The sequence below is a fragment of the Streptomyces sp. NPDC058289 genome (assembly GCF_042880975.1).
GTDB classification, from domain to species: domain Bacteria; phylum Actinomycetota; class Actinomycetes; order Streptomycetales; family Streptomycetaceae; genus Streptomyces; species Streptomyces stoeckheimensis.
In genome coordinates, this window is sequence record NZ_JBHVYI010000030.1 from 14,876 (window position 1) to 32,875 (window position 18,000).

Below are 18,000 nucleotides of genomic sequence, written 5' to 3' on the forward strand. Positions count from 1 at the left end.
CCGCTCCGCCCCCGGGTCGGGTCGGCGTGCTTGGTAGCGTGGGGCCACGTGGGATCAACCACCGTGGACCGCCAGATGCAAGTTATATGCATTCGGCGATCCGATCAAGCAGTTGAAGCAACCGTCCCCTGCGCCGCACCGTGGAGTCCCGATGCCCGAACGCCGCTTTGACGCCGCCGGGTTCCGCAGCGCACGCGTCGCGAAGGGCATGACCCAGGCGCAGGTGGCCGCCGCGCTCGGAGTCAAGGACCCCTCCGTCGTCTCGCGCTACGAGAGCGGCGACGCCACCCCGCCTCCGGAGAAACTGCCCCGGCTCGCAGCGTTGGTGGGCGAGCGCGTGGACGACCTGTTCCCGCGGCCGGGCCTGCCGACCCTCGCGGATCTGCGATGCGACGCCGGCATGACCCAGAAGGACACCGCGGCCGCCACGCAGACCGGCTCCTCGTCCCCCGTACGGGCGGCTGAAGGCGGACGGCGCAAACTGGCCCCGCACTACGTCGCCCCCCTCGCCGAGGCGTACGGCGTCAGCGTCGAAGAGCTCCTCGCCGCGGAGAAGCGCTCCTTCGGCGAGGACGCCGCGGCTGCGCCCCGGCATCCGCAGGCCCGGCATCCCGAGGCCCGGCAGCCCCAGGCCCGGCAGCCCGTAGGGCCGCAGAGCATCGCGAAGAAGATCGCCGCCCTCTTCGAGGGGACCGCCGAGCGGGAGCGTCCCACCGACGCCGAACTAGCCGAACGCGGCAACGCCCGGACGGGCCGGGCGGTCCTGAGCGGGCCCCTCGTGACGAGCCTGCGCCTCGGCCGTTCGACGCAGGCCGGCCCCGAGGTCCTGGAGGCCCTGGCGGCCGCCCTCGACGTGCCCGCCATGTTCTTCGAAACCGGGGACGTGGAGGTCGCGGCCGTCGTGACCAGTCTGCGTACGGCACGCATCGGCCTGACCGCCATGGCGGCCCGCGGAGCCGAGGGCGATGCGCAGAACGCCGAACTCATGCGCTGGGTCGCCGACATGTTCGGAGGCGGGCCCCGGCCCGGCGACGACTCCTCGCCCCGAGCTCGGAGTTGATTGCACGGGCCCACTCACCCGGCGGTCGGGACCGGCGTTCGGAGCGCCACGGCGAGGTTCCCGAACCGCCCGGATCACTGCCGGCAGAGGGATGACCCGCAGTGATCCGGCATGTGCCCGAACCGCACCATGCCCAGCAGCTGAAACGGAACCGGCCTCACCATGTGCTGCGTGCGCGGACGGGATCGCACGGGAAGACTGCGGACCCTAGAGTCGGTTCGAACACAGCGACTGATCTGACCTTCAAGAGCTGGAAGCTGCGGGGGGACGCGGCTTCACCGCCCATCTGAGGGGAACTCACAGTGGGGGCACACGGATGAACGACGGGCAGACGGCCGACCTCGGCCGGAAGGTGCTCGGGACGATCGGCGGGCTGGCGTCCTGTCGGGGCCTGCTCTCCGCACCAAGAGCCCACCTGGCGCGACGGTCCAATGCGCGGAAGATCGCGAGGTTCTGCGAGTCGGTTCTCGCCGGTCTCGACAGGCCGATTCCCGCGGACCCGGACAGCCTGTTCGAGGTGTTGAGGGCGGACGTGGAGCGGCGCTTCAACGAGGACCGCACCGAGCTGCCGTTCCTTCCGGTCCTGCTGTACTTCCGCACGTTTCCCCCGGCCACGGCCAGCGGCCTCACCGCGAGGTTCGACGACCGGATCGCCATCATCGTCGAGAGCCAGACGACCACCCTGCACCAATTCGTGATCTTCGCTCACGAGATGTGGCACGTCCTGATGGGCGAGTGCCTGTCCCACGGAGCCCACAGCGCCGGCGCCTCGGCGGCCGCCAGATCACTCGGTGGGGAACTGGCGGGCGACGACCTCGTCGCTCTGGCCGCGCGGAGCCACGTCGACACCCAGGAGGAAAGCGACGCGGAGGAGTTCGGACTGCAGATGGGAGCCCGCTTGCGGGACTGCCTGAAGGGCTGCGGCGCCGTGCCGACGACCGGTCTGGCGGCCCGGATCCAGTCGAGCATAGGCAGAGGCAGAGGCTACTGAGCATGACCGGATCGGACTACTACATTCCGGTAGGCGTCCTGGCCGTCGCCCTGGTCGCGAAAGCTCCCTATTTCTGGCGCAGTTGGCACTCACCCATGTGCAAATCGATCTTCGTGCTACTTGCGGCGTCGGCAGCGGCCTTCCTGTTCGGCGCCCCGCCGACGATCGACCGGGTCAACCGGTTCACCGGTGTCCCGAACGTCTCGGCGCTCATCGTCTACTGCGTGCTGTCCTGTCTGTCGTGCGGCTCGAACGTGCTCCTCATCCACTGGCGCGGGGGTCCCGAAGAGGTCCTCCGGAGGCACACCAGGATGTGGATCGCGGCGACCGCCGCACTGATCGTCGCGTTCTGCGTCCTGTTCCACCTCGGCAGCGTGCCCATCGAACGGCGCCGCGACTTCGACACCTTCTACGCGAACACCCCGTTCGTGCGGGAGATGATCGTGCTCTATCTGACCGCGCACTTCGCCACGACCGCACTCGTGGCGATCAGGTGCCGGCGTTGGGCCCGCGAGCTTCGGGACCTCCAGGCCGAGTGGACCCAGAGGGGCCTGCTCGTCCTGGTGGTCGCGTTCGGATTCGGCTTGGCGTTCGCCCTGCTCAAACTCGTCGCCGTCGGGGCCCGTTGGGCCGGTACCGATCGATGGGACGCGCTCAGTACCGACATCGCGCCTCCCCTCGCAGGGCTGGGCGCCGCCATGACGACGATGGGTTTCCTGATGCCCGCCGTCGCCCAGGGAGCCGTTTCCCGCTGGCGGGCCCTTCACCGCTTCCGCCGCCTCCAGCCCCTCTGGTCGGAAATCCGCTCCGAGATACCCCCCACCAGCCCACCACCGATGCCGTGGTGGAAACCGGTGGAGCGCCGCCTCATGCAGCGGGAAACGGACATCTTCGACGCGGTACTGCGACTGACCCCGTGGTTCGACCACACCACCGGCACGAAGGCCTACGCACACGCCCTGGCCGAGCACGCGGTGAGCCGTCGGGCCCGCAGTGAAGCCGACGCCTCCGTCCTGGCCCGCGCGGTCATCCAGAAGGCTCGCGCCCAGCCCGCCGTCTCACCGGAGCAACGATGGACCGTCACCTCCACCGAGGACTCCGAGGACCTCGTCGACCTGTCCGCGGCCATGCTGCTCTCCCCGCACGTGGAGGCGACACGACGGACCACGGCCGTGGCCGACCATGGTCGATGACCGTGGTCGGCCGCCACTCCCGAACGGGCGAACGCCGTCTACTGCCCGGCGAACTTCCGACTCAGGACACCGGGCCTTCTTTGCGGTCGACGGTGATCTCGACCTCGGGATGCTCGGGTGCCGAGTGCTTCGGGTCGCTGACGGTCAGCTCGGTCGGCCAGGTCGTTCCGGGGTAGACACCGGTGGTCTCGGTCTCCATGTCCGCAACGGCCCGGTAGCCGCCGGGGCCGGTGACCGTGATGCCGACCTTGTAGAAGGCGCGCGCGGAGCCGCAGTTGGTGATCTCGATCGGGATGGCGAGGGACGATCCGTCCTTGCCCCGCTTGGGCTCGTACGCCGTTACGTCCCCCTTCACCGCAAGGGACCCACCGTGGTCGGGCTCCGACGCCGCCGGACCGGACGGGGTGTTGGTCCCGGACGGGTCGAGCTGCCTGGCCTGTTCCTGACGCTCGCGGTCGATTTCCTCCGCAGCCTCGCGCTGTGCGTCGGTGGAGGGAGTCCACGTCGGGGAAAGCGGGGGTGTGGGAGACGGGCAGTCCCGTGCCGACGGCTTCGGCGAGGCCGGTGACGAGGGCTGGTCGGCGGACGTCGGGCCGGCGGGCTTCGCGGCGGCCGCATTCTGCGGTAACTCGGCGCAGCCGCCCGTCAGGATGCCGGCGAGCAGCACGGTGGCTGTCACCAGGCCCTTCCGCCTCACCGTGAGGGATATGAACATTGATCCACCTAGGTTGGTTCGTGGTCGAGCTCGGGCATGGGTACGGGCACTGTCGGACGTCGACCGTGAGGCAGACCGTCCAGCAGCTTGCGTTCGGCAGGTGTGAACGCGGGGCCCTCGGCCGGCCGCCGCAGGGGGCCGACGAGTGCTGTCAGCAGGACACCGGGCTTGATCAGCGAGGCGGCCGGGGCCTGGAGGGCCAGTACGTCGGTCAGGGCTGTGGCGGCGCGGAAGGAACCGGTTGCGGTGCGCGACAGGCGGCTGACATAGCGCTGGAGGAATCGATCGGCGAGGTTCGGGCGCTTCCCCCGGGTGGTGGGGAAGTGGATGTCCTGCCCGACGGCAAGGGTCCACGCGGCGTTGACGGGGCGGGCGATGGCGCGCTGGGCGCGGCGGGCCAGGCCGGGGCGCGGGCCGGCCGAGAGCAGGTCGCGGAGGGCGAGTGCCCCTAGCGCGGCTACCGACATGCCCTGTGCGTATACCGGGTTGAAGGCTGCGACGGAGTCTCCCAGTGCCACCAGGCCCTCGGGCCAGCGGCGGAGCCGTTCGTAGCGGTAGCGCCTGTTCTCCGTGCTGCGGGTGACGCTCACGCCGGTGAGCGGCTCGGCGTACTCGAGGAGGTCGGCCAGGACCGGATGGCGCAAGGTACGGGCGAACGGCTCGAAGGCTTCCGCCTCGCGGGTGGGGTGTCCGCCGGGCGCACCCATCAAGCTGACGTGCCAGCGGTCGCCTTCGATCGGCAGGATGCCTCCGGCCTTGCCCGGCTCGGGCAGGTGGGGGTCGGCTTGTACGCCGACGACGGGCCAGCCCGCGGTCGGGACGGGGGCTCGGTAGATGCGGCTGGCGTAGGCGAGGCCGGAGTCGATGTGTTCTTCGGTGAGGCCGGTGATTCCGAGTCCTTCGAGCCACTGCGGCATGCGGGTGGCCCGGCCGCAGGCGTCGATGACCAGGTCGGCGCGCAGCTCCGCTTCGGTGCCGTCGGCGGTTTGGACGCGCACACCGGTGACCGTGCCGCGATGGCCGAGCAGACCGACGGCCTTGGTCTGCGTACGCACACTGACCCGGGTGTCCTTCAGGACCTGTTGGCGGACGACGAAGTCGGTCAGGTCCCGGCTCGCGGTGATCACGTAGTGGGTGGCGCGCTGCCAGCGGCGGTACCAGCCTTCGGCAGAGTGGATGACCATGTCGGTGGTCACCGGGATGCGGTGGGCGCCTGCTTCCAGCAGCAGGTCGAGGGTTCCCGGCAGGAGAGCCTCCACGGCCTCCGCGCCGCCGGTCTGCAGCCAGTGGATGTGCACGGCCTGGGGGACGCCGGTGCGCGGCTCGGGTCCTGCGGGCAGCTCGTGGGCCTCGATGATCTCTACGGAATCGACGTGGTCCTTCACGGCGGCCGCCGCGAGCATGCCGGCGATGCTGCCCCCGATGACGACGACCCGTCGAGGTCTCCAGCTGGAGGGTTCACGCATGGAGGGCTGCTTTCTGCGGGGGCACATGGTGCTCGTGGATGTCCCGCACGACGGGCGAGGTCAGTGCGAGCGACAGCGGAATCAGGTCCCGCGCCTGCCACGCCGCCGATCCGTAGGTGGCGTCCTGCGGCTGTTTCGGAACGGCACGCTGCCGCTCGCGAGCGATGAGGATCACGGCGGCGTCGGCCGCGACCGTGGCGGAGGATTCGTCGTCACCCTTGCGGAGTGCCGCGTGGTAGGCCGTCTCCCGAACAGCGGGGTCGCAGTAGGGAGCCAGCGCGAGGATGGCGTCGTACAGGGCTGTTTTCCGAGCCGTCAGGAGCACGGCCGGCGGAGTCCGCCACCAAGGCAGCGAGGCGCGGTACGCGTTCGGAGTGGGTACGTCCTGAAGGGCCCGCCACAGTGGGTTGAGCTGCCACAACTGCCGTACGGCCCGGGCGGCCGCCGTCACACGCGGACCGGCCAGCGGGAGGGTGAACCCGATGGCGGCGAGGAGAGTGGAGGGAGCGACCAGCTGGGGGGAGATCTCGTCAACGAGAAAGTCCAGGTTCCGGCCGGTCCACCGGGCGGCCACGGCCACCAGTCTGATGCCGGCGTTGCCCGCGACGATCAGGTACGCGGGAGCCAGGATGCGTAAGCCTGCCCGCAGCGACCCGTGCACCTCCCCGGACCACCGCCAGCACAGCGCGCTCACGGCCACCATCGCCACGCCTTGTGTCACCAAGAAGGTGAGGATCATCTCCCGGATGTACGGCGTGTTGGCGTAGTAGACATCGAACAGGGCGATCTGCTCCGCCGGAGCGCTCCCGGCCCAGTACAAGAGGAAGATGGCGACGATGGCCAGGCTGTAGACGGCCACGCACACGCGTGAGGCGCGCACGGTCTGCTCCGGGGGCGCCGGCCGCCAGTTGATGATCAGCAGGAGACTCGCTCCGGAGAACGCGGTCATGGCCGCGAAGAACACCGGGGCGGCCACATTGGGTATCCCTGTACGCCGGTTGAGCTCGACGATGGACCACGGGGCGGCAAGGAGCATGCTGCATCCGCCGGCGAAGAGCAGCAGGCAGGCGGCGCGCAGCAGCATGTCGCGTCGCCGCCGGGCCAATGCGGGCAACTTCGAGGCTCCGACCAGCAGAAGAGTGACTCCGCTGACGTAGTAGACGAGGTTGCCGGATATGGACGTCACCTTGCTGTCCTCTTCTCGGCATGGGTGCGGCAGAAGACCACCGCACTACGTTTCAGCTCCGGCGGAAGCGATGTGCCATCGAGGCTTGGATGCGCCCGGCGAGATCCTGTGGGTCAGCCGATAAGCGGGCCTCTTCGAGGGCTGCCTGTACGTCGGTGGCGAACCGGAAGCCGAAGCGCTCCGCATCGACTTCCTCGTCGATCTGCCGGGTATCGGCGCGCATCGCGAAGTGGAGGGGGGCATCCCTGAACTCGGTGAGCGAGAGCTCGGTGTTGGCGACGTCGGACATCACGGCCACGAGTTCGGCAAGAACGGCGGCCGGCACGCTCATTCCAGCACGCGAGGTCGTAGGACCGTGGTGGGTGCTGCCGCCGCAATGGCCTTGGAGCATGTGCCACACCTCGTGTCCGATGATCACGAGCTGGTGCTCGCGATCGGTGTTCTCCTCGTAGACGATCAGGTCGTGGCCGGCACGGTCCACCCACAGCCCACTGGCTGTCGCGGGCGGGAAAGCTGCACTGCGCAGCCGGACGGGTCTCCCTCGCACGAGGCTCAGGGCCCGTCCGATCGCGGGGATGACGTCCCCCTCACCGGCAGGCGGCTCCAGGTTCCTGACGAGCTGGGCACTGAGCCGCCGCATCCTCCTCGGTCCCGTGCTCATTGCGTGTCTTCGCTCTCGTCGAGTTCGAGCAGGGCCTTCAAGGTCGCGTTGAGTACGCTCCAGCGATCCGGTGACAGATCCCGCGCCCGCCTGAGCGCGATGCCCCGGACGTCGTCGTACTCCAACCGCACGGCAGCCAGCGGATCGGTTGCGTCGTCCAGCCCCTCCGAGGTCGGCTGGAGCGCGGACAGGACGGGGAGCAGGGCGCGGTTGAGAGCCTCGGAAGCAGGGGCGGTGAAGAACGCCTCGCCTCCTCCGACGCCGAAGAACCTCACCAGACCGTGCAGGAACTCAACGCTGGGCACCTTCTCGCCGGAGCACACCTGCCGTGCCCAGAAGGCGGAGACCCCCAACTCCCGGGAAATGCTCCCGGCGAGGTCCGACATGCGCTTGCCGGTGCGCACCAGGTACGCGTCAGCCAGGGCCTTGACGCGTTCACGGACCCGTTCGTTGACCGTGTCGGCCGGCGGTTCGCCGCCTCGGAGCAGGGTGCTCACGGTGTCTTCGGGCAGCGCCGTCTTCGCCGCCAGGTCCTTGCAGTCGAGCAGCTCGGACCATGTCAACTTCCGCTCCTGGGCGATCGCCTCGAGGCGCTCGAGCGTCGCGTGCAGAGAGGGGGAAGGGCCCACCGACGTACTCCGATGTGTGCAGGAAGGCGTGCACACGGCACCCTACTGCGCACCCATCACGTATTTCAACGATCGTATAGCGGCCAATGGGCGATCGCTGGTGCGCTGTGGCTGCCCGTCTCGGGCTGGCCGTCTCAGGCGGGGCGCACCGGGTGCGTGGTCACTTCGGCGGTGAAGATGGGACCGTCGTTCTGCCGCAGTTCGACCAGGGTGCCGCTGGTTCCCTGCGGTGTACCCGGGGCTGCCGGGAGTGGTGTGGCGGTGACGAGGCACGGGGTGTCGAACTCGGCGTAGCGGGTGAAGGTCGTCTTCATCGCCACCACCGTGGCCGGTAGGGGGGCCAGGGCCAGGGCCGCCTGGCGGGCCGCTTCCAGGAGGAGCATCCCGGGAGCGTGGTCGACGGGGTGGTCGAAGAGTGCCGGGTGTCCGAGGTCGGAGCGCAGGTGCCACCGGCCCGCGGTGCCCGTGGAGGACAGGACCACGTCTTCGGGGCGCTCGCGGCCGACGAGGCGGGGCGGGACGGGGGTGCCCGGCGGCAGGGCGCGGGCGTGGGCCGCGGCCATGTCGGCGTACGGGCCGCGCAGGCGCTGGTAGACCGCGGGAGCCTGGTTCGAGAACCGGGTCCTTACGTGGGCTGCGGTGATGCCGCCCAGGGATGCGCGGACGGTCATGGTCATGCCCGCCAGTCGGGTGCCGCGGCGGACGACATCGGTGCAGGTGACGTCCAGTTCGGTCGTGGGCGGGGCGTCGTGGGCGCTGAGCGCCGAGGCGTCGAACTGGAAGTGCAGGTCTTCCCAGGCCTGTCGGAAGCCGAACGGCACGTCGTAGGCGGCGTGGCAGAGCATGGGAATCGCCTGGCGTACGCACTCGATCAGCAGCAGCGGGTCGCGGAAGCCGTACGCGCCACCGTAGAAGCGGTGCTGTGCCGGCCACCTCGCGGAGATGCCGAACCGGTCGGCGCCCAGGGGGTGCCAGCTGGTCAGGAGCTGTTCGCTCGCGTCCGTCTTGTGGACCTCGGCCGCGGACACCGGCCGGCTCTGAGGATGCGATTCGCGCCTTGTCGGCAGTGTGCTCGTGAGCATGCTGTCCCCCCGGGACGTCGGAAACGAAGTCGATCCGGACAGGGGTGGTTCAGTGGAAGTGGATCCGGTGGCCCCCGCCCGTTCCTCGTTCAACATAACGAGTGTTCGCTTTTGTTTAAAGTCAAGACTTCGTAAAGCGGCAGGTCTGTGGGGTTGGGGGGAGGGTTCCTTCCTGACGGAATGGGGGGATGTGGCCCTTCAGGGGCATCTGGGTGCCGTTCGGGGTTGCCAACGGACCGCTCCGGCTCGTTAACATAGGAACCGTTCCGTTTCTTTTTGGAGGGGAGAGGGCGTGGCTGGTCCCAAACAGGAGCGGGCGGTTCAGACGCGGGAGGCGATCCTGCGCGCGGCGGCCGAGACCTTCGACGAGCTCGGCTACGCCGGTGCCAGCATCAACCTGATCCTGAAGCGGGCCGGGCTCACCACGGGCGCCCTGTACTTCCACTTCGACTCGAAAGAGGGTCTGGCGCGCGCGGTGATGAACGCGCAACCCGAGACCATCGTCCCCAGGCTGCAGTCCGAAGGGCTCCAACGACTGGTGGACATCACCCTGTTCTGGTCGCACCTGCTCCAGGTCGACCCGCTCCTGCGGGCCGGCGTCCGGCTGACGGGGGAGCAGGCCTCCTGGGGAGGCTCCGACGTGACGCCCTACCAGTCCTGGGCCGGGATCATGGCCGACTGCCTGCGCGAGGCGCAGGGCAGGGGAGAGCTGCGGGCGGGCGTGTCACCCGAGGAGCTGGGCGAGTTCGTCACCGAGGCGTGTACGGGCATGCAGATGTTCTCCAGCGTGGCCAGCGGCCGGAAGGACCTCAGCGACCGCACCCTGCGGATGTGGCGCCTGCTGCTGCCCGGCATCGCCGTACCGGCGGTCGTCTCCCGCGCCGAGGTCAGCCACGAACGGCTGAGGAGCCTCATCGGCTGACGTGGCGCAGGGCCGCCCGACACCACACCGCTCACCGCCGTAGCGCCACAACGCCGTACTGCCATGCCCCGGTACCGCCGTACTGCCGCTTCGCTCCGTCCAGTCCAGTCCAGTCCTGTCCAGTCCTGTCCCTGGAGGACCCATGCCCCACCGCCTCGGCCGACTTCGGCTCGCCGCCCTCAACATCGACGGTGTCCTGCTCAACGACACCTTCAGCCCCGTGATCCACGCCTTCGTCGTCGGCCGGGGAGGCGCCTACACCGCCGACACCGAGCGTGCGGTGTTCTCGCAGCCCCAGCACATAGCCGGCCGCAACATGGCCGCCGCCGTACCGCAGGCGCTCAGCGGGGAGGAGGCCCTCGCGGCCTACTTCGAGGAGCGCGAGGTCTACCTCGCCGAGCAGCCGGTCGCCGTCCTGGACGGCGCGATCGACCTCGTACGGAGGCTGAGGGCCCTCGGTCTGCAGACGGTCTGTTACGGAGGGCTGCCCGCGCCCCACTTCGACCGGTTCCTCGGGGAGTGGGCGGAGCTGTTCGACGGCCCGCGCTACGTGTGCACCAACGACTTCCGTCCCGGGATCCACGAGATCACCACCGACATCTTCGGACTGGAACACGGGGAAGCGCTCTTCGTCGACGACGTGGCCAAGGTGGCCGAGACCGCCAGGGGCCTCGACGTTCCCTTCATCGGCCACCCGAGCAAGTTCGTGCACAGCTTCCAGCGGCAGCTGATGCAGGAGGCCGGGGTACGGCACGTCGTGGACTCCCTGGAGGCGATCGACGAGCAGCTGATCCGCGCCATCGACGCCGAGGCCCTCCGCGGCACGGTGTGGAGCGACGTCCCGGCCGGTACGAGCCTGCGGGCATCGGCATGAGCAAGGGCGCGAGCAACGGCGGCAGCAACCGGCGACCGATGTCCGGCCGGGTGGCCATGATCACCGGAGCGTCCAGCGGGATCGGTGCGGCGGCCGCCCGGGCGTTCGCCGACGAGGGCGCGGCCGTGGTCCTGGTCGCGCGGCGCGGCGAGCGGCTGCGCGCGCTGGCCGGGAAGATCGAAGGATCCGGCGGACGCGCCCTCGCGGTCGAGGGCGACGTCGTCGACTCCGACCGGATGCGCGAAGCCGTCGAGGCGGCCGTGGAGACCTACGGACGGCTCGACTACGCCTTCAACAACGCCGGTTACGCCACGGCGGGCGCGCTGCTGCACGAGGTCGACGACGCCGTCTTCCGGCAGACGATGGACGTGAACGTGACGGGCGTGTGGAACTGCATGCGCCACCAGATCCCCGTGATGCTCGGCCAGAGCTCCGGCGGTTCCATCGTCAACACGGCCAGTGTCGCCGCCACCCGGGCCACGGGGGCCAGCGCCGCGTACGTGGCCGCCAAGCACGCCGTCCTCGGAATGACCCGGGCCGCCGCGGCCGACTACGGCGCCGCGAACATCCGGGTCAACGCCCTGATCGTGGGCGCCACGCGCACCGAGATGATGGAGGAGGTGCTGGGCCAACACGCAGAGCTGGAAAAGCGGTTCGCAGAGGCCTCCGTTCAGAAGCGCATGGCCTCGCCCTCCGAAGTCGCCGAGGCGGCGCTGTGGTTGTGCAGCGAACGGGCCTCCTTCGTGACCGGAGCCGCGATGCCGGTCGACGGCGGCGCCACCGCGATCTGAGCGGTCCTCCGCAGTTCCCCGTGGCCCTTCGTGGTCCTCCGTGAAACCCGGCGCGACTTGTGGCAGTCGGCAACGACAGCCGGCGCAGGCGCTGGTGTGCTGGCCGGCAGAGACGCCGTGACGGACGGTCGGCGCGGGAGCACGGAGGATCCACGATGCACGGAACCGCAACCGGAGCAGGACCCGGAGCAGGACCCGTAGAAGGAACCGGGGACGACATCGGACCCGGACCCGGACCCGGATCTGGACGACCCGGACCCGAACCATCGGCCGTGCCGCCGTCGCCGGGCCCACCGGAACGCAGTGCGACGCGTAGGGCCCTCGCCGTCCTCGGGCTGAGCGCGTTCGTCGTGGGGACCGCCGAGTTCGCCGTGATCGGCGTCCTCGACCGGATGGCCGAGAGCCTGCACGTCAGCGCCGCCACCGCCGGTCTGCTGGTCACCGCGTACGCCGTCGGGGTGTGCCTGGGCGGTCCGCTCCTGACCGTGCTGACGCTCCGGCTGCCCCGCCGGCTCGTGCTGGTCGGCGCGCTCGGCGGCTACGCCCTGGCCAACGCCGTCGCGGCCCTCTGGGCGGACTTCGCCGTCGTCCTGGTCGTACGCGTGCTCGCGGGCGCCGTCCACGGACTGTTCGTCGGCGCCGCCTCCGCGGCGGCCGCCGGCCTGGTCCCGCCGGAGCGCAAGGGACGGGCCGTCGCCGTGGTGTTCGGCGGGATAGCCGCGGCCAATCTCCTGGGCGTGCCGCTGGCCACCTTCGCCGGGCAGGTCCTGCCGTGGCAGTACGCCTTCGCCGGCATCGCCGTTCTCGCCTGCGCGGCCCTGCTGCTGACCCGGGCGGCGGTGCCTTCGTCCGTCAGCGGCGGACAGCAGGCGCTGCGCGCACAGTTCCAGCACGTCGCGAAGGCGCCGGTGATGGCGCTGCTGGCGATCGCCGTCCTGGTCTTCTGCGGCCAGTTCACCGCCTTCACCCAGCTCAGCGGGTACCTCCAGGACGTCGTGGGGGTCCAAGGCGGCGCCGTCGGCCTGTACTTGCTGGTGTTCGGAGCCGCAGGCTCCGTCGGTACCGTCCTCGGGGGCCACCTCGCCGACCGGGCTGCCGGCACGACCGTGCTCGCGGGGACCGCGGTGCTCGCGCTGGTGCTCACGGCGCTCTTCCTGCTCGGCGAGCGGCCCGTGGCCGTGGCCGTGTGCGTCGCGGTCTGGGGCCTCGCCGGCTTCGGGCTCGCCCCCGCCCTCCAGCTCCGTACGATCCGCCGCGCCGGGCCCGGCGGCGACCTCGCGGCGACGCTCGGCGCCTCGGCGGGGAACGCCGGCATCGCGGTCGGAGCGGCCGTCGCGAGCGGCATCACGGGGGTGTACGGGTACGCCGTCCTGCCGCTCGCCGCGGCGGGGATCTGCGGAGCGACGCTGCCCCTGACCTGGATCTGCCGGTCCCCGCAGCGCACCGAGGCGGAGGCCGCGGAGGCCTCCGTACCGGCGGCTCGCTGAGGACCACGCCTCGGGCACGCGTCGGGCCCATGCCGTACGACGGCATGGGCCCGATCTGCGCACCCGCCCCCGCGGGCGTCAGACGCAGTCCTCCTCGCGGTAGTCGGCGGCGGCCCCGTCACCGCGCTCCGCCGCCGCGCGCAGCTCCACCCGCCGGATCTTCCCCGAGATCGTCTTGGGCAGTGCGGCGAACTCGATGCGCCGCACCCTCTCGTACGGGGGAAGCTCCGTCCGGGAGTGGGCGAAGAGCAGCTTCGCCGTGTCCCTGGTCGGCTCCCAGCCCTCCGCCAGCACCACGTACGCCTTGGGCACCGACAGCCGCAGGGCGTCCGGCGCGGGCACCACGCCGGCCTCCGCCACGGCCTCGTGCGACAACAGGGCGCTCTCCAGCTCGAACGGGGAGATCTTGTAGTCGGAGGACTTGAACACGTCGTCCCCGCGGCCGATGTAGGTGAGCCGTCCGTCGGGGCCGCGCACCGCGAGGTCGCCCGTGCGGTAGTAGCCGTCCGCCATCGCCTCGGCGGTGCGCTCCGGGTCCCCCTCGTAGCCCGCCATCACCCCGATCGGGGCGGCGGACAGGTCCACGCTGATCTCGCCCTCGTCGGCCGGGCGGCCCGTGGCGGGGTCGAGCAGGGCGATGGTGAAGCCGGGACCCGGCCGGCCCATCGAGCCGGGAGCGACCTCCGCGCCCGGGGTGTTGGCGATCTGGACGGTCGTCTCGGTCTGGCCGAAGCCGTCCCGGACGGTCACCCCCCAGGAGCGCCGTACCGCGTCGATGACCTCGGGGTTGAGGGGCTCACCGGCCGCCACCGCCTCCCGCGGCGGCGTGCGCAGCAGGCCCAGGTCGGCCTGGATGAGCATGCGCCACACGGTGGGCGGCGCGCAGAACGTGGTCACGCCCGCACGGTCCATCTCCGTCATCAGCCGGCCCGCGTCGAAGCGCGTGTAGTTCTGTACGAAGACGGTGGCCTCCGCGTTCCACGGGGCGAAGAGGCTGGACCAGGCGTGCTTGGCCCAGCCGGGCGAGGAGATGTTCAGGTGGACGTCGCCGGGGCGGAGCCCGATCCAGTACATGGTGGACAGGTGCCCCACCGGGTACGAGACGTGCGTGTGCTGGACCAGCTTCGGCCGGGAGGTCGTGCCGGAGGTGAAGTAGAGCAGGAGCGGGTCGTCGGCGAGGGTCGGGCCGTCGGGCACGTACCGTGCCGGGGCCGTCAGCGAGTCCTCGTAGTCCAGCCAGCCCGGGAGCACCGTCCCGGTCGGACGGCCGACCGCGATGCGGGTGAGGCCGCCGGGTACCGCGTCGAACCGGGCGTGGTCCTGCGACCGGGCGATGATGTGGCGGACCGCGCCGCGGTCGATGCGGTCCGCCAGCTCCGCCGCGTTCAGGAGCGTCGTCGTCGGCACGACCACGGCGCGCAGCTTCATCGCGGCCAGCGCCGTCTCCCACAGTTCCTTCTGGTTGCCGAGCATGACCAGGACGCGGTCGCCGGCGCGGACGCCCCGGGCGCGCAGCCAGTTCGCGACCTGGTCCGAGCGGTGGGCGAGTTCCGCGAAGGAGTGTTCGCCGTGGGAGCCGTCCTCTTCCGCGATCCGCAGCGCGGTGCGGTGGTTGCCGCGGGCGATCGCGTCGAACCAGTCCAGGGCCCAGTTGAACCGCTCCGGACGGGGCCAGCGGAAGCCCGCGTACGCCGTGTCGTAGTCCTCCCGGTGGAGGATCAGGAAGTCCCGTGCGGCCCGGAACTCCTCGGTGGGGTCGGTCGTGGTCATGCGTTGCTCCTTCGTGGTCGGCGCCCGCTCCGGGCCGGAAGACCGGGTCAGCCGGCGTTGTCGGTGCCGGCGTCGCCGATGCCGGGGCCGGTGTCGCCGACGGGGACCAGTGCGACGACGGGGATGGTCCGGTCGGTCTTGGACCGGAACGTCGCGAAGTTCGGGTCCTGAGCCGTCTGCAGTCGCCACAGCTCCTCGTGCTCCGACTCCGGTACCGGCTCCGGCCGTACGGCGAAACGGTGCGGGCCGACCTCCACGACGCCCTCGCCGGCCGCCATGAGATTGCGGTACCAGCCGGGTGCCGTGCGGGCTCCGCCGTTCGCGGCGAACACGATGTGGCGGCCGTCCCGGGCCAGGTGGACCAGGGGAGTGGTACGGGTCAGACCGCTGACCCGGCCCGTGGTGCTGAGCAGCAGGAGGGGGATCGAACCGAAGTCCTTCACCCGGCCGCCATTGGCCCGGAATTCCTCGATGACGCCCCGGTTGAAGGAATTGCTGTTGACGGTCTCGTCGACCGCCCCATTCGTTTCCTGCATCAGTTCCATTCACCTTCGGGGAGGAAGAGACGGGTGTTCGTGGTCTGCTCGAACGGCATGCCGGCCGGCATGTTGATGAGTTCCATGGAAAGGCCCCACGGAGTCGTGAAGTACACCCATCGGTCTCCGGCGATGGGGCCGTCCTCGATGGTCTCCGGCTCGCCGAGGATCGTCACGCCGGGCTGCTCGCGCAGGTACGCGGTGGCCTTGTCTACGTCGTCCACGTAGATCGCGAAGTGGTGCCCGCCCCAGTCGCTGTTGCGCGGCCGGGTGCGGTCCTGGTCGGGCGAGGTGTACTCGAAGAGCTCGAGGTTGGTCACCGGGCCGAGGCGCAGCATGGCGATGTTCGCCGAGGCGCGGGGGTGCACGGCGAGCTTCTCGGTCATCCAGGTGCCCTCGGGGTCCTCCACCGGGCCGAGGCGGTAGGCCAGTTCGGCGCCGATGACCTCGGTGAAGAACTCCACGGCCTGGTCGAGGTCGGGCACGGTGTAGGCGATGTGGTGCACCGCGCGCGCTCCGGGGATCTTGCTCAACATCACTCCGTCCGCCGGGGGTCCCGCCATCGGCGGAGCCCCGTGCCGTTGCCCGGGCGGAGGCCCGGGCAGGCCCGACGATGCGGCCCCGCGGTCCTCCGATCAAGGCGTAGTTCCCAAAGTGCGCCGACCTGCCGAAGTTGACTTCGGGGGTTGGCGGCGGAGCGCTCCTTCCTGCTGAGATGGCATTCATCGCGGCGAACTCAGCCGACCGGAACGGCGAACTCAGCCGACCAGAACCGCCTTCGATGCGCCCCCGCTTCTGCATTCATGGGCTGGACTTCCTTCCAATGAACTCGAAGACCAGGAAACGACGAAGATGACGAATGAAATAAAGCGCCGCCGGTTCGTGGGTGCGGGATCGGGGATGGCCCTGGCCGCTGCCGCCGGCGGACTGGTGCAGGCCCCCGCAGCACGTGCCGCGGATGCCCGCCTCGCCGGGGCGGCGGGCGTGGACGGCGCCCAGGCGACCGGTGTCACGGTGGTCCCGGCCGACTCCCGGTACCCCGATCTCACTTCGGGCATGAACCAGCGCTGGCAGGCCCGCCCGGACAAGATCGTGCTGCCGAGGACGACGGCCGAGGTCGTCACGGCGGTGCGCGAGGCGGTCTCCACCTCCAAGCGGCTGTCGGTGGTCAGCGGCGGGCACTGCTTCGAAGACTTCGTCTTCAACGCGGACATCAAGATCAACATCAAGCTGTCGCTGATGAACCAGGTCACCTTCGACACGGCGATGAACGCCTTCTGCGTCGGCGGCGGAGCCACCCTGCTCGACGTGTACGAGGCCCTCTACGAGGGCTGGGGCGTGACCATACCCGGCGGCATCTGCCACAGCGTCGGCGTCGGCGGCCACATCACCGGCGGCGGCTTCGGCAACCTCTCCCGCCAGCACGGTCTGACCGTCGACCACCTGCACGCCGTGGAGGTCGTGGTCGTCAACGCGGACGGTTCGGTCCGCAGCGTGATCGCCGCACGGGACTCCGCCGACGCCCGCCTGCGCGACCTCTTCTGGGCGCACACCGGCGGTGGCGGCGGCAGCTTCGGCATCGTCACCCGGTTCTGGTTCCGTACCCCGGGCGCCACCGGGGGCCCGGAGTCGCTGCTGCCCAAGGCGCCGTCGCAGATCTACCTGACCCTGGCCAACTGGCCCTGGGAGAAGGTCACACAGGACGGCTTCAGCCGCCTGGTCACCTACTGGGGCAAGTGGCTGGAGCAGAACAACACGGCGGGCACCACGGCCGGTTCGCTCTACTCCTGGCTGCTGCTCAACCACCGCGACAGCGGTTCGCTGGGCGCTGTCGTCCAGTTGGACGCCTCGCTCCCCGACGCCGCGGCCGTCCTGTCGGACTTCCTCGCCGGCATGGACCTGGCGCTGGGCCTGAGCTCGGCGACCCGGCGCTCGTCGGGCGTGGTCGACTCCGCGTACACCACGACGAGGCTGCACCCGTGGCTGCGGGGCACCCGCTACATCGGCTCCATCTCCCCCACCCAGCTGGACCCGACCTCCCGCGGCATCCACAAGTCGTCCCACCTGCGCACGGCGACCCCCCAGCGGCAGATCGACGCCATGTACCGCAACCTCACCAGCACCACGGCACCGAGCGCCTTCGCCGGGATCGTGCTCTCCGCGTCGGGCGGCCGGATCGCATCCGTCTCGCCGACCGCCACGGCGGTCGCCCAGCGCGACGCGATCATGAAGACCAACTTCGAGAGCCTCTGGTACGACACCAAGGACGACGCCAAGAACGTCGCCTGGGTGCGCAACGCCTTCAGCGAGGTCTACGCCGACACCGGCGGCGTCCCGGTCCCCAACGGCGTCACCGACGGCTGCTACATCAACTACCCCGACGGCGACCTCTCGGACCCGGCCTTCAACACCTCCGCCGTGCCGTGGCACGACCTGTACTGGAAGGGCAACTACGCCCGGCTCCAGCAGATCAAGCGCGCCTGGGACCCGAGGAACGTCTTCCAGCACCGGCAGTCGGTCCGGCTCTGACCTGGCGTCGAGCCGCCCCCCCCCCCCCCCCCCCCCCCCCCCCCCCCCCGGGGGGCCCCCCCCCCCCCCCCCCCCCCCCCCCCCCCCCCCCCCCCCCCCCCCCCCCCG

Annotated in this window: 17 protein-coding genes; 8 read left to right on the top strand and 9 right to left on the bottom strand. The window is 70.6% G+C overall.

Annotation, left to right across the window (positions count from 1 at the left end):
• Positions 1-151: 151 nt before the first annotated feature.
• The 3 genes from ACFVX6_RS17530 to ACFVX6_RS17540 all read left to right on the top strand — a co-directional run bounded on the left by ACFVX6_RS17530 (position 152) and on the right by ACFVX6_RS17540 (position 3,244).
• Positions 152-1,060: a helix-turn-helix domain-containing protein gene (locus ACFVX6_RS17530; RefSeq protein ID WP_389692335.1), complete on the top strand. Its 909-nt coding sequence runs from the start codon at positions 152-154 to the stop codon at positions 1,058-1,060.
• A 316-nt stretch (positions 1,061-1,376) separates the two neighbouring features.
• A complete protein-coding gene (locus tag ACFVX6_RS17535; RefSeq protein ID WP_389692337.1) occupies positions 1,377-2,051 on the top strand; it encodes a toxin-antitoxin system, toxin component in 675 nt (224 codons plus the stop codon).
• Between the two features lie 2 nt (positions 2,052-2,053).
• Complete coding sequence (locus ACFVX6_RS17540; RefSeq protein ID WP_389692339.1) at positions 2,054-3,244, top strand: MAB_1171c family putative transporter; 1,191 nt, start codon at positions 2,054-2,056, stop codon at positions 3,242-3,244.
• A 61-nt stretch (positions 3,245-3,305) separates the two neighbouring features.
• Here the strand turns inward: ACFVX6_RS17540 and ACFVX6_RS17545 are convergent, their stop codons facing one another.
• From ACFVX6_RS17545 to ACFVX6_RS17570, 6 genes are all read right to left on the bottom strand, one after another.
• The gene (locus ACFVX6_RS17545) at positions 3,306-3,923 is read right to left on the bottom strand and encodes a hypothetical protein (RefSeq protein WP_389692341.1); all 618 of its coding nucleotides are present in this window, start codon (positions 3,921-3,923) and stop codon (positions 3,306-3,308) included.
• 44 nt (positions 3,924-3,967) lie between these two features.
• Positions 3,968-5,425 carry an NAD(P)/FAD-dependent oxidoreductase gene (locus ACFVX6_RS17550; protein WP_389692343.1) on the bottom strand — a complete coding sequence of 486 codons (1,458 nt, stop codon included), beginning with the start codon at positions 5,423-5,425 and terminating at the stop codon, positions 3,968-3,970.
• Entirely contained in the window at positions 5,418-6,611 is a 1,194-nt protein-coding gene (locus ACFVX6_RS17555; protein WP_389692345.1) for a DUF6545 domain-containing protein, read from the bottom strand. Before ACFVX6_RS17555 ends, ACFVX6_RS17550 begins: the two co-directional genes overlap by 8 nt.
• Positions 6,612-6,663: 52 nt before the next feature.
• Positions 6,664-7,251, bottom strand: coding sequence for a toxin-antitoxin system, toxin component (locus ACFVX6_RS17560; RefSeq protein WP_389692347.1), 588 nt, complete (start codon positions 7,249-7,251; stop codon positions 6,664-6,666).
• Between the two features lie 17 nt (positions 7,252-7,268).
• Positions 7,269-7,901, bottom strand: coding sequence for a hypothetical protein (locus ACFVX6_RS17565; protein WP_389692349.1), 633 nt, complete (start codon positions 7,899-7,901; stop codon positions 7,269-7,271).
• 134 nt (positions 7,902-8,035) lie between these two features.
• On the bottom strand, positions 8,036-8,929 hold the full coding sequence (locus tag ACFVX6_RS17570; protein ID WP_389692351.1) for a ScbA/BarX family gamma-butyrolactone biosynthesis protein: 894 nt from the start codon (positions 8,927-8,929) through the stop codon (positions 8,036-8,038).
• A gap of 346 nt (positions 8,930-9,275) precedes the next feature.
• Here ACFVX6_RS17570 and ACFVX6_RS17575 point away from each other — a divergent pair, with 346 nt between their 5' ends.
• The 4 genes from ACFVX6_RS17575 (at position 9,276) to ACFVX6_RS17590 (ending at position 13,057) form a co-directional block, all read left to right on the top strand.
• Entirely contained in the window at positions 9,276-9,905 is a 630-nt protein-coding gene (locus ACFVX6_RS17575) for a ScbR family autoregulator-binding transcription factor (RefSeq protein ID WP_389692353.1), read from the top strand.
• Between the two features lie 142 nt (positions 9,906-10,047).
• Positions 10,048-10,779: an HAD family phosphatase gene (locus tag ACFVX6_RS17580; protein ID WP_389692355.1), complete on the top strand. Its 732-nt coding sequence runs from the start codon at positions 10,048-10,050 to the stop codon at positions 10,777-10,779.
• A complete protein-coding gene (locus ACFVX6_RS17585; RefSeq protein WP_389692357.1) occupies positions 10,776-11,570 on the top strand; it encodes an SDR family NAD(P)-dependent oxidoreductase in 795 nt (264 codons plus the stop codon). Before ACFVX6_RS17580 ends, ACFVX6_RS17585 begins: the two co-directional genes overlap by 4 nt.
• Before the next feature lie 155 nt (positions 11,571-11,725).
• The gene (locus ACFVX6_RS17590; protein ID WP_389692359.1) at positions 11,726-13,057 is read left to right on the top strand and encodes an MFS transporter; all 1,332 of its coding nucleotides are present in this window, start codon (positions 11,726-11,728) and stop codon (positions 13,055-13,057) included.
• Positions 13,058-13,135: 78 nt separating this feature from the next.
• On the opposite strand, the gene ACFVX6_RS17595 is transcribed toward ACFVX6_RS17590, so the two are convergent.
• Genes ACFVX6_RS17595 through ACFVX6_RS17605 form a run of 3 tightly spaced genes read right to left on the bottom strand, consistent with a single transcriptional unit; the run spans position 13,136 to position 15,899 of the window.
• Positions 13,136-14,827 (bottom strand): AMP-binding protein, encoded by a 1,692-nt coding sequence (locus tag ACFVX6_RS17595; protein ID WP_389692361.1) that lies wholly within the window; start codon positions 14,825-14,827, stop codon positions 13,136-13,138.
• Positions 14,828-14,874: 47 nt separating this feature from the next.
• Positions 14,875-15,363 (bottom strand): nitroreductase/quinone reductase family protein, encoded by a 489-nt coding sequence (locus tag ACFVX6_RS17600; protein WP_389692363.1) that lies wholly within the window; start codon positions 15,361-15,363, stop codon positions 14,875-14,877.
• On the bottom strand, positions 15,363-15,899 hold the full coding sequence (locus ACFVX6_RS17605) for a VOC family protein (RefSeq protein WP_389692365.1): 537 nt from the start codon (positions 15,897-15,899) through the stop codon (positions 15,363-15,365). The genes ACFVX6_RS17600 and ACFVX6_RS17605 overlap by 1 nt, the downstream gene beginning before the upstream one ends.
• Positions 15,900-16,215: 316 nt before the next feature.
• On the opposite strand from ACFVX6_RS17605, the gene ACFVX6_RS17610 reads away from it, so the two are divergent.
• Positions 16,216-17,892 carry an FAD-binding oxidoreductase gene (locus ACFVX6_RS17610; protein WP_389692367.1) on the top strand — a complete coding sequence of 559 codons (1,677 nt, stop codon included), beginning with the start codon at positions 16,216-16,218 and terminating at the stop codon, positions 17,890-17,892.
• The last annotated feature ends 108 nt before the right edge of the window (positions 17,893-18,000 follow it).

What these genes read in the sequence shown, in the direction of transcription:
- ACFVX6_RS17530 (WP_389692335.1), top strand. Translation starts at nt 152, where the DNA reads ATGCCCGAACGCCGCTTTGACGCCGCCGGGTTCCGCAGCGCACGCGTC.
- ACFVX6_RS17590 (WP_389692359.1), top strand. Translation starts at nt 11,726, where the DNA reads ATGCACGGAACCGCAACCGGAGCAGGACCCGGAGCAGGACCCGTAGAA.
- ACFVX6_RS17600 (WP_389692363.1), bottom strand. Translation starts at nt 15,363, where the DNA reads ATGCAGGAAACGAATGGGGCGGTCGACGAGACCGTCAACAGCAATTCC.
- ACFVX6_RS17535 (WP_389692337.1), top strand. Translation starts at nt 1,377, where the DNA reads ATGAACGACGGGCAGACGGCCGACCTCGGCCGGAAGGTGCTCGGGACG.
- ACFVX6_RS17585 (WP_389692357.1), top strand. Translation starts at nt 10,776, where the DNA reads ATGAGCAAGGGCGCGAGCAACGGCGGCAGCAACCGGCGACCGATGTCC.
- ACFVX6_RS17605 (WP_389692365.1), bottom strand. Translation starts at nt 15,899, where the DNA reads ATGTTGAGCAAGATCCCCGGAGCGCGCGCGGTGCACCACATCGCCTAC.
- ACFVX6_RS17540 (WP_389692339.1), top strand. Translation starts at nt 2,054, where the DNA reads ATGACCGGATCGGACTACTACATTCCGGTAGGCGTCCTGGCCGTCGCC.
- ACFVX6_RS17610 (WP_389692367.1), top strand. Translation starts at nt 16,216, where the DNA reads ATGACGAATGAAATAAAGCGCCGCCGGTTCGTGGGTGCGGGATCGGGG.
- ACFVX6_RS17580 (WP_389692355.1), top strand. Translation starts at nt 10,048, where the DNA reads ATGCCCCACCGCCTCGGCCGACTTCGGCTCGCCGCCCTCAACATCGAC.
- ACFVX6_RS17595 (WP_389692361.1), bottom strand. Translation starts at nt 14,827, where the DNA reads ATGACCACGACCGACCCCACCGAGGAGTTCCGGGCCGCACGGGACTTC.
- ACFVX6_RS17560 (WP_389692347.1), bottom strand. Translation starts at nt 7,251, where the DNA reads ATGCGGCGGCTCAGTGCCCAGCTCGTCAGGAACCTGGAGCCGCCTGCC.
- ACFVX6_RS17550 (WP_389692343.1), bottom strand. Translation starts at nt 5,425, where the DNA reads ATGCGTGAACCCTCCAGCTGGAGACCTCGACGGGTCGTCGTCATCGGG.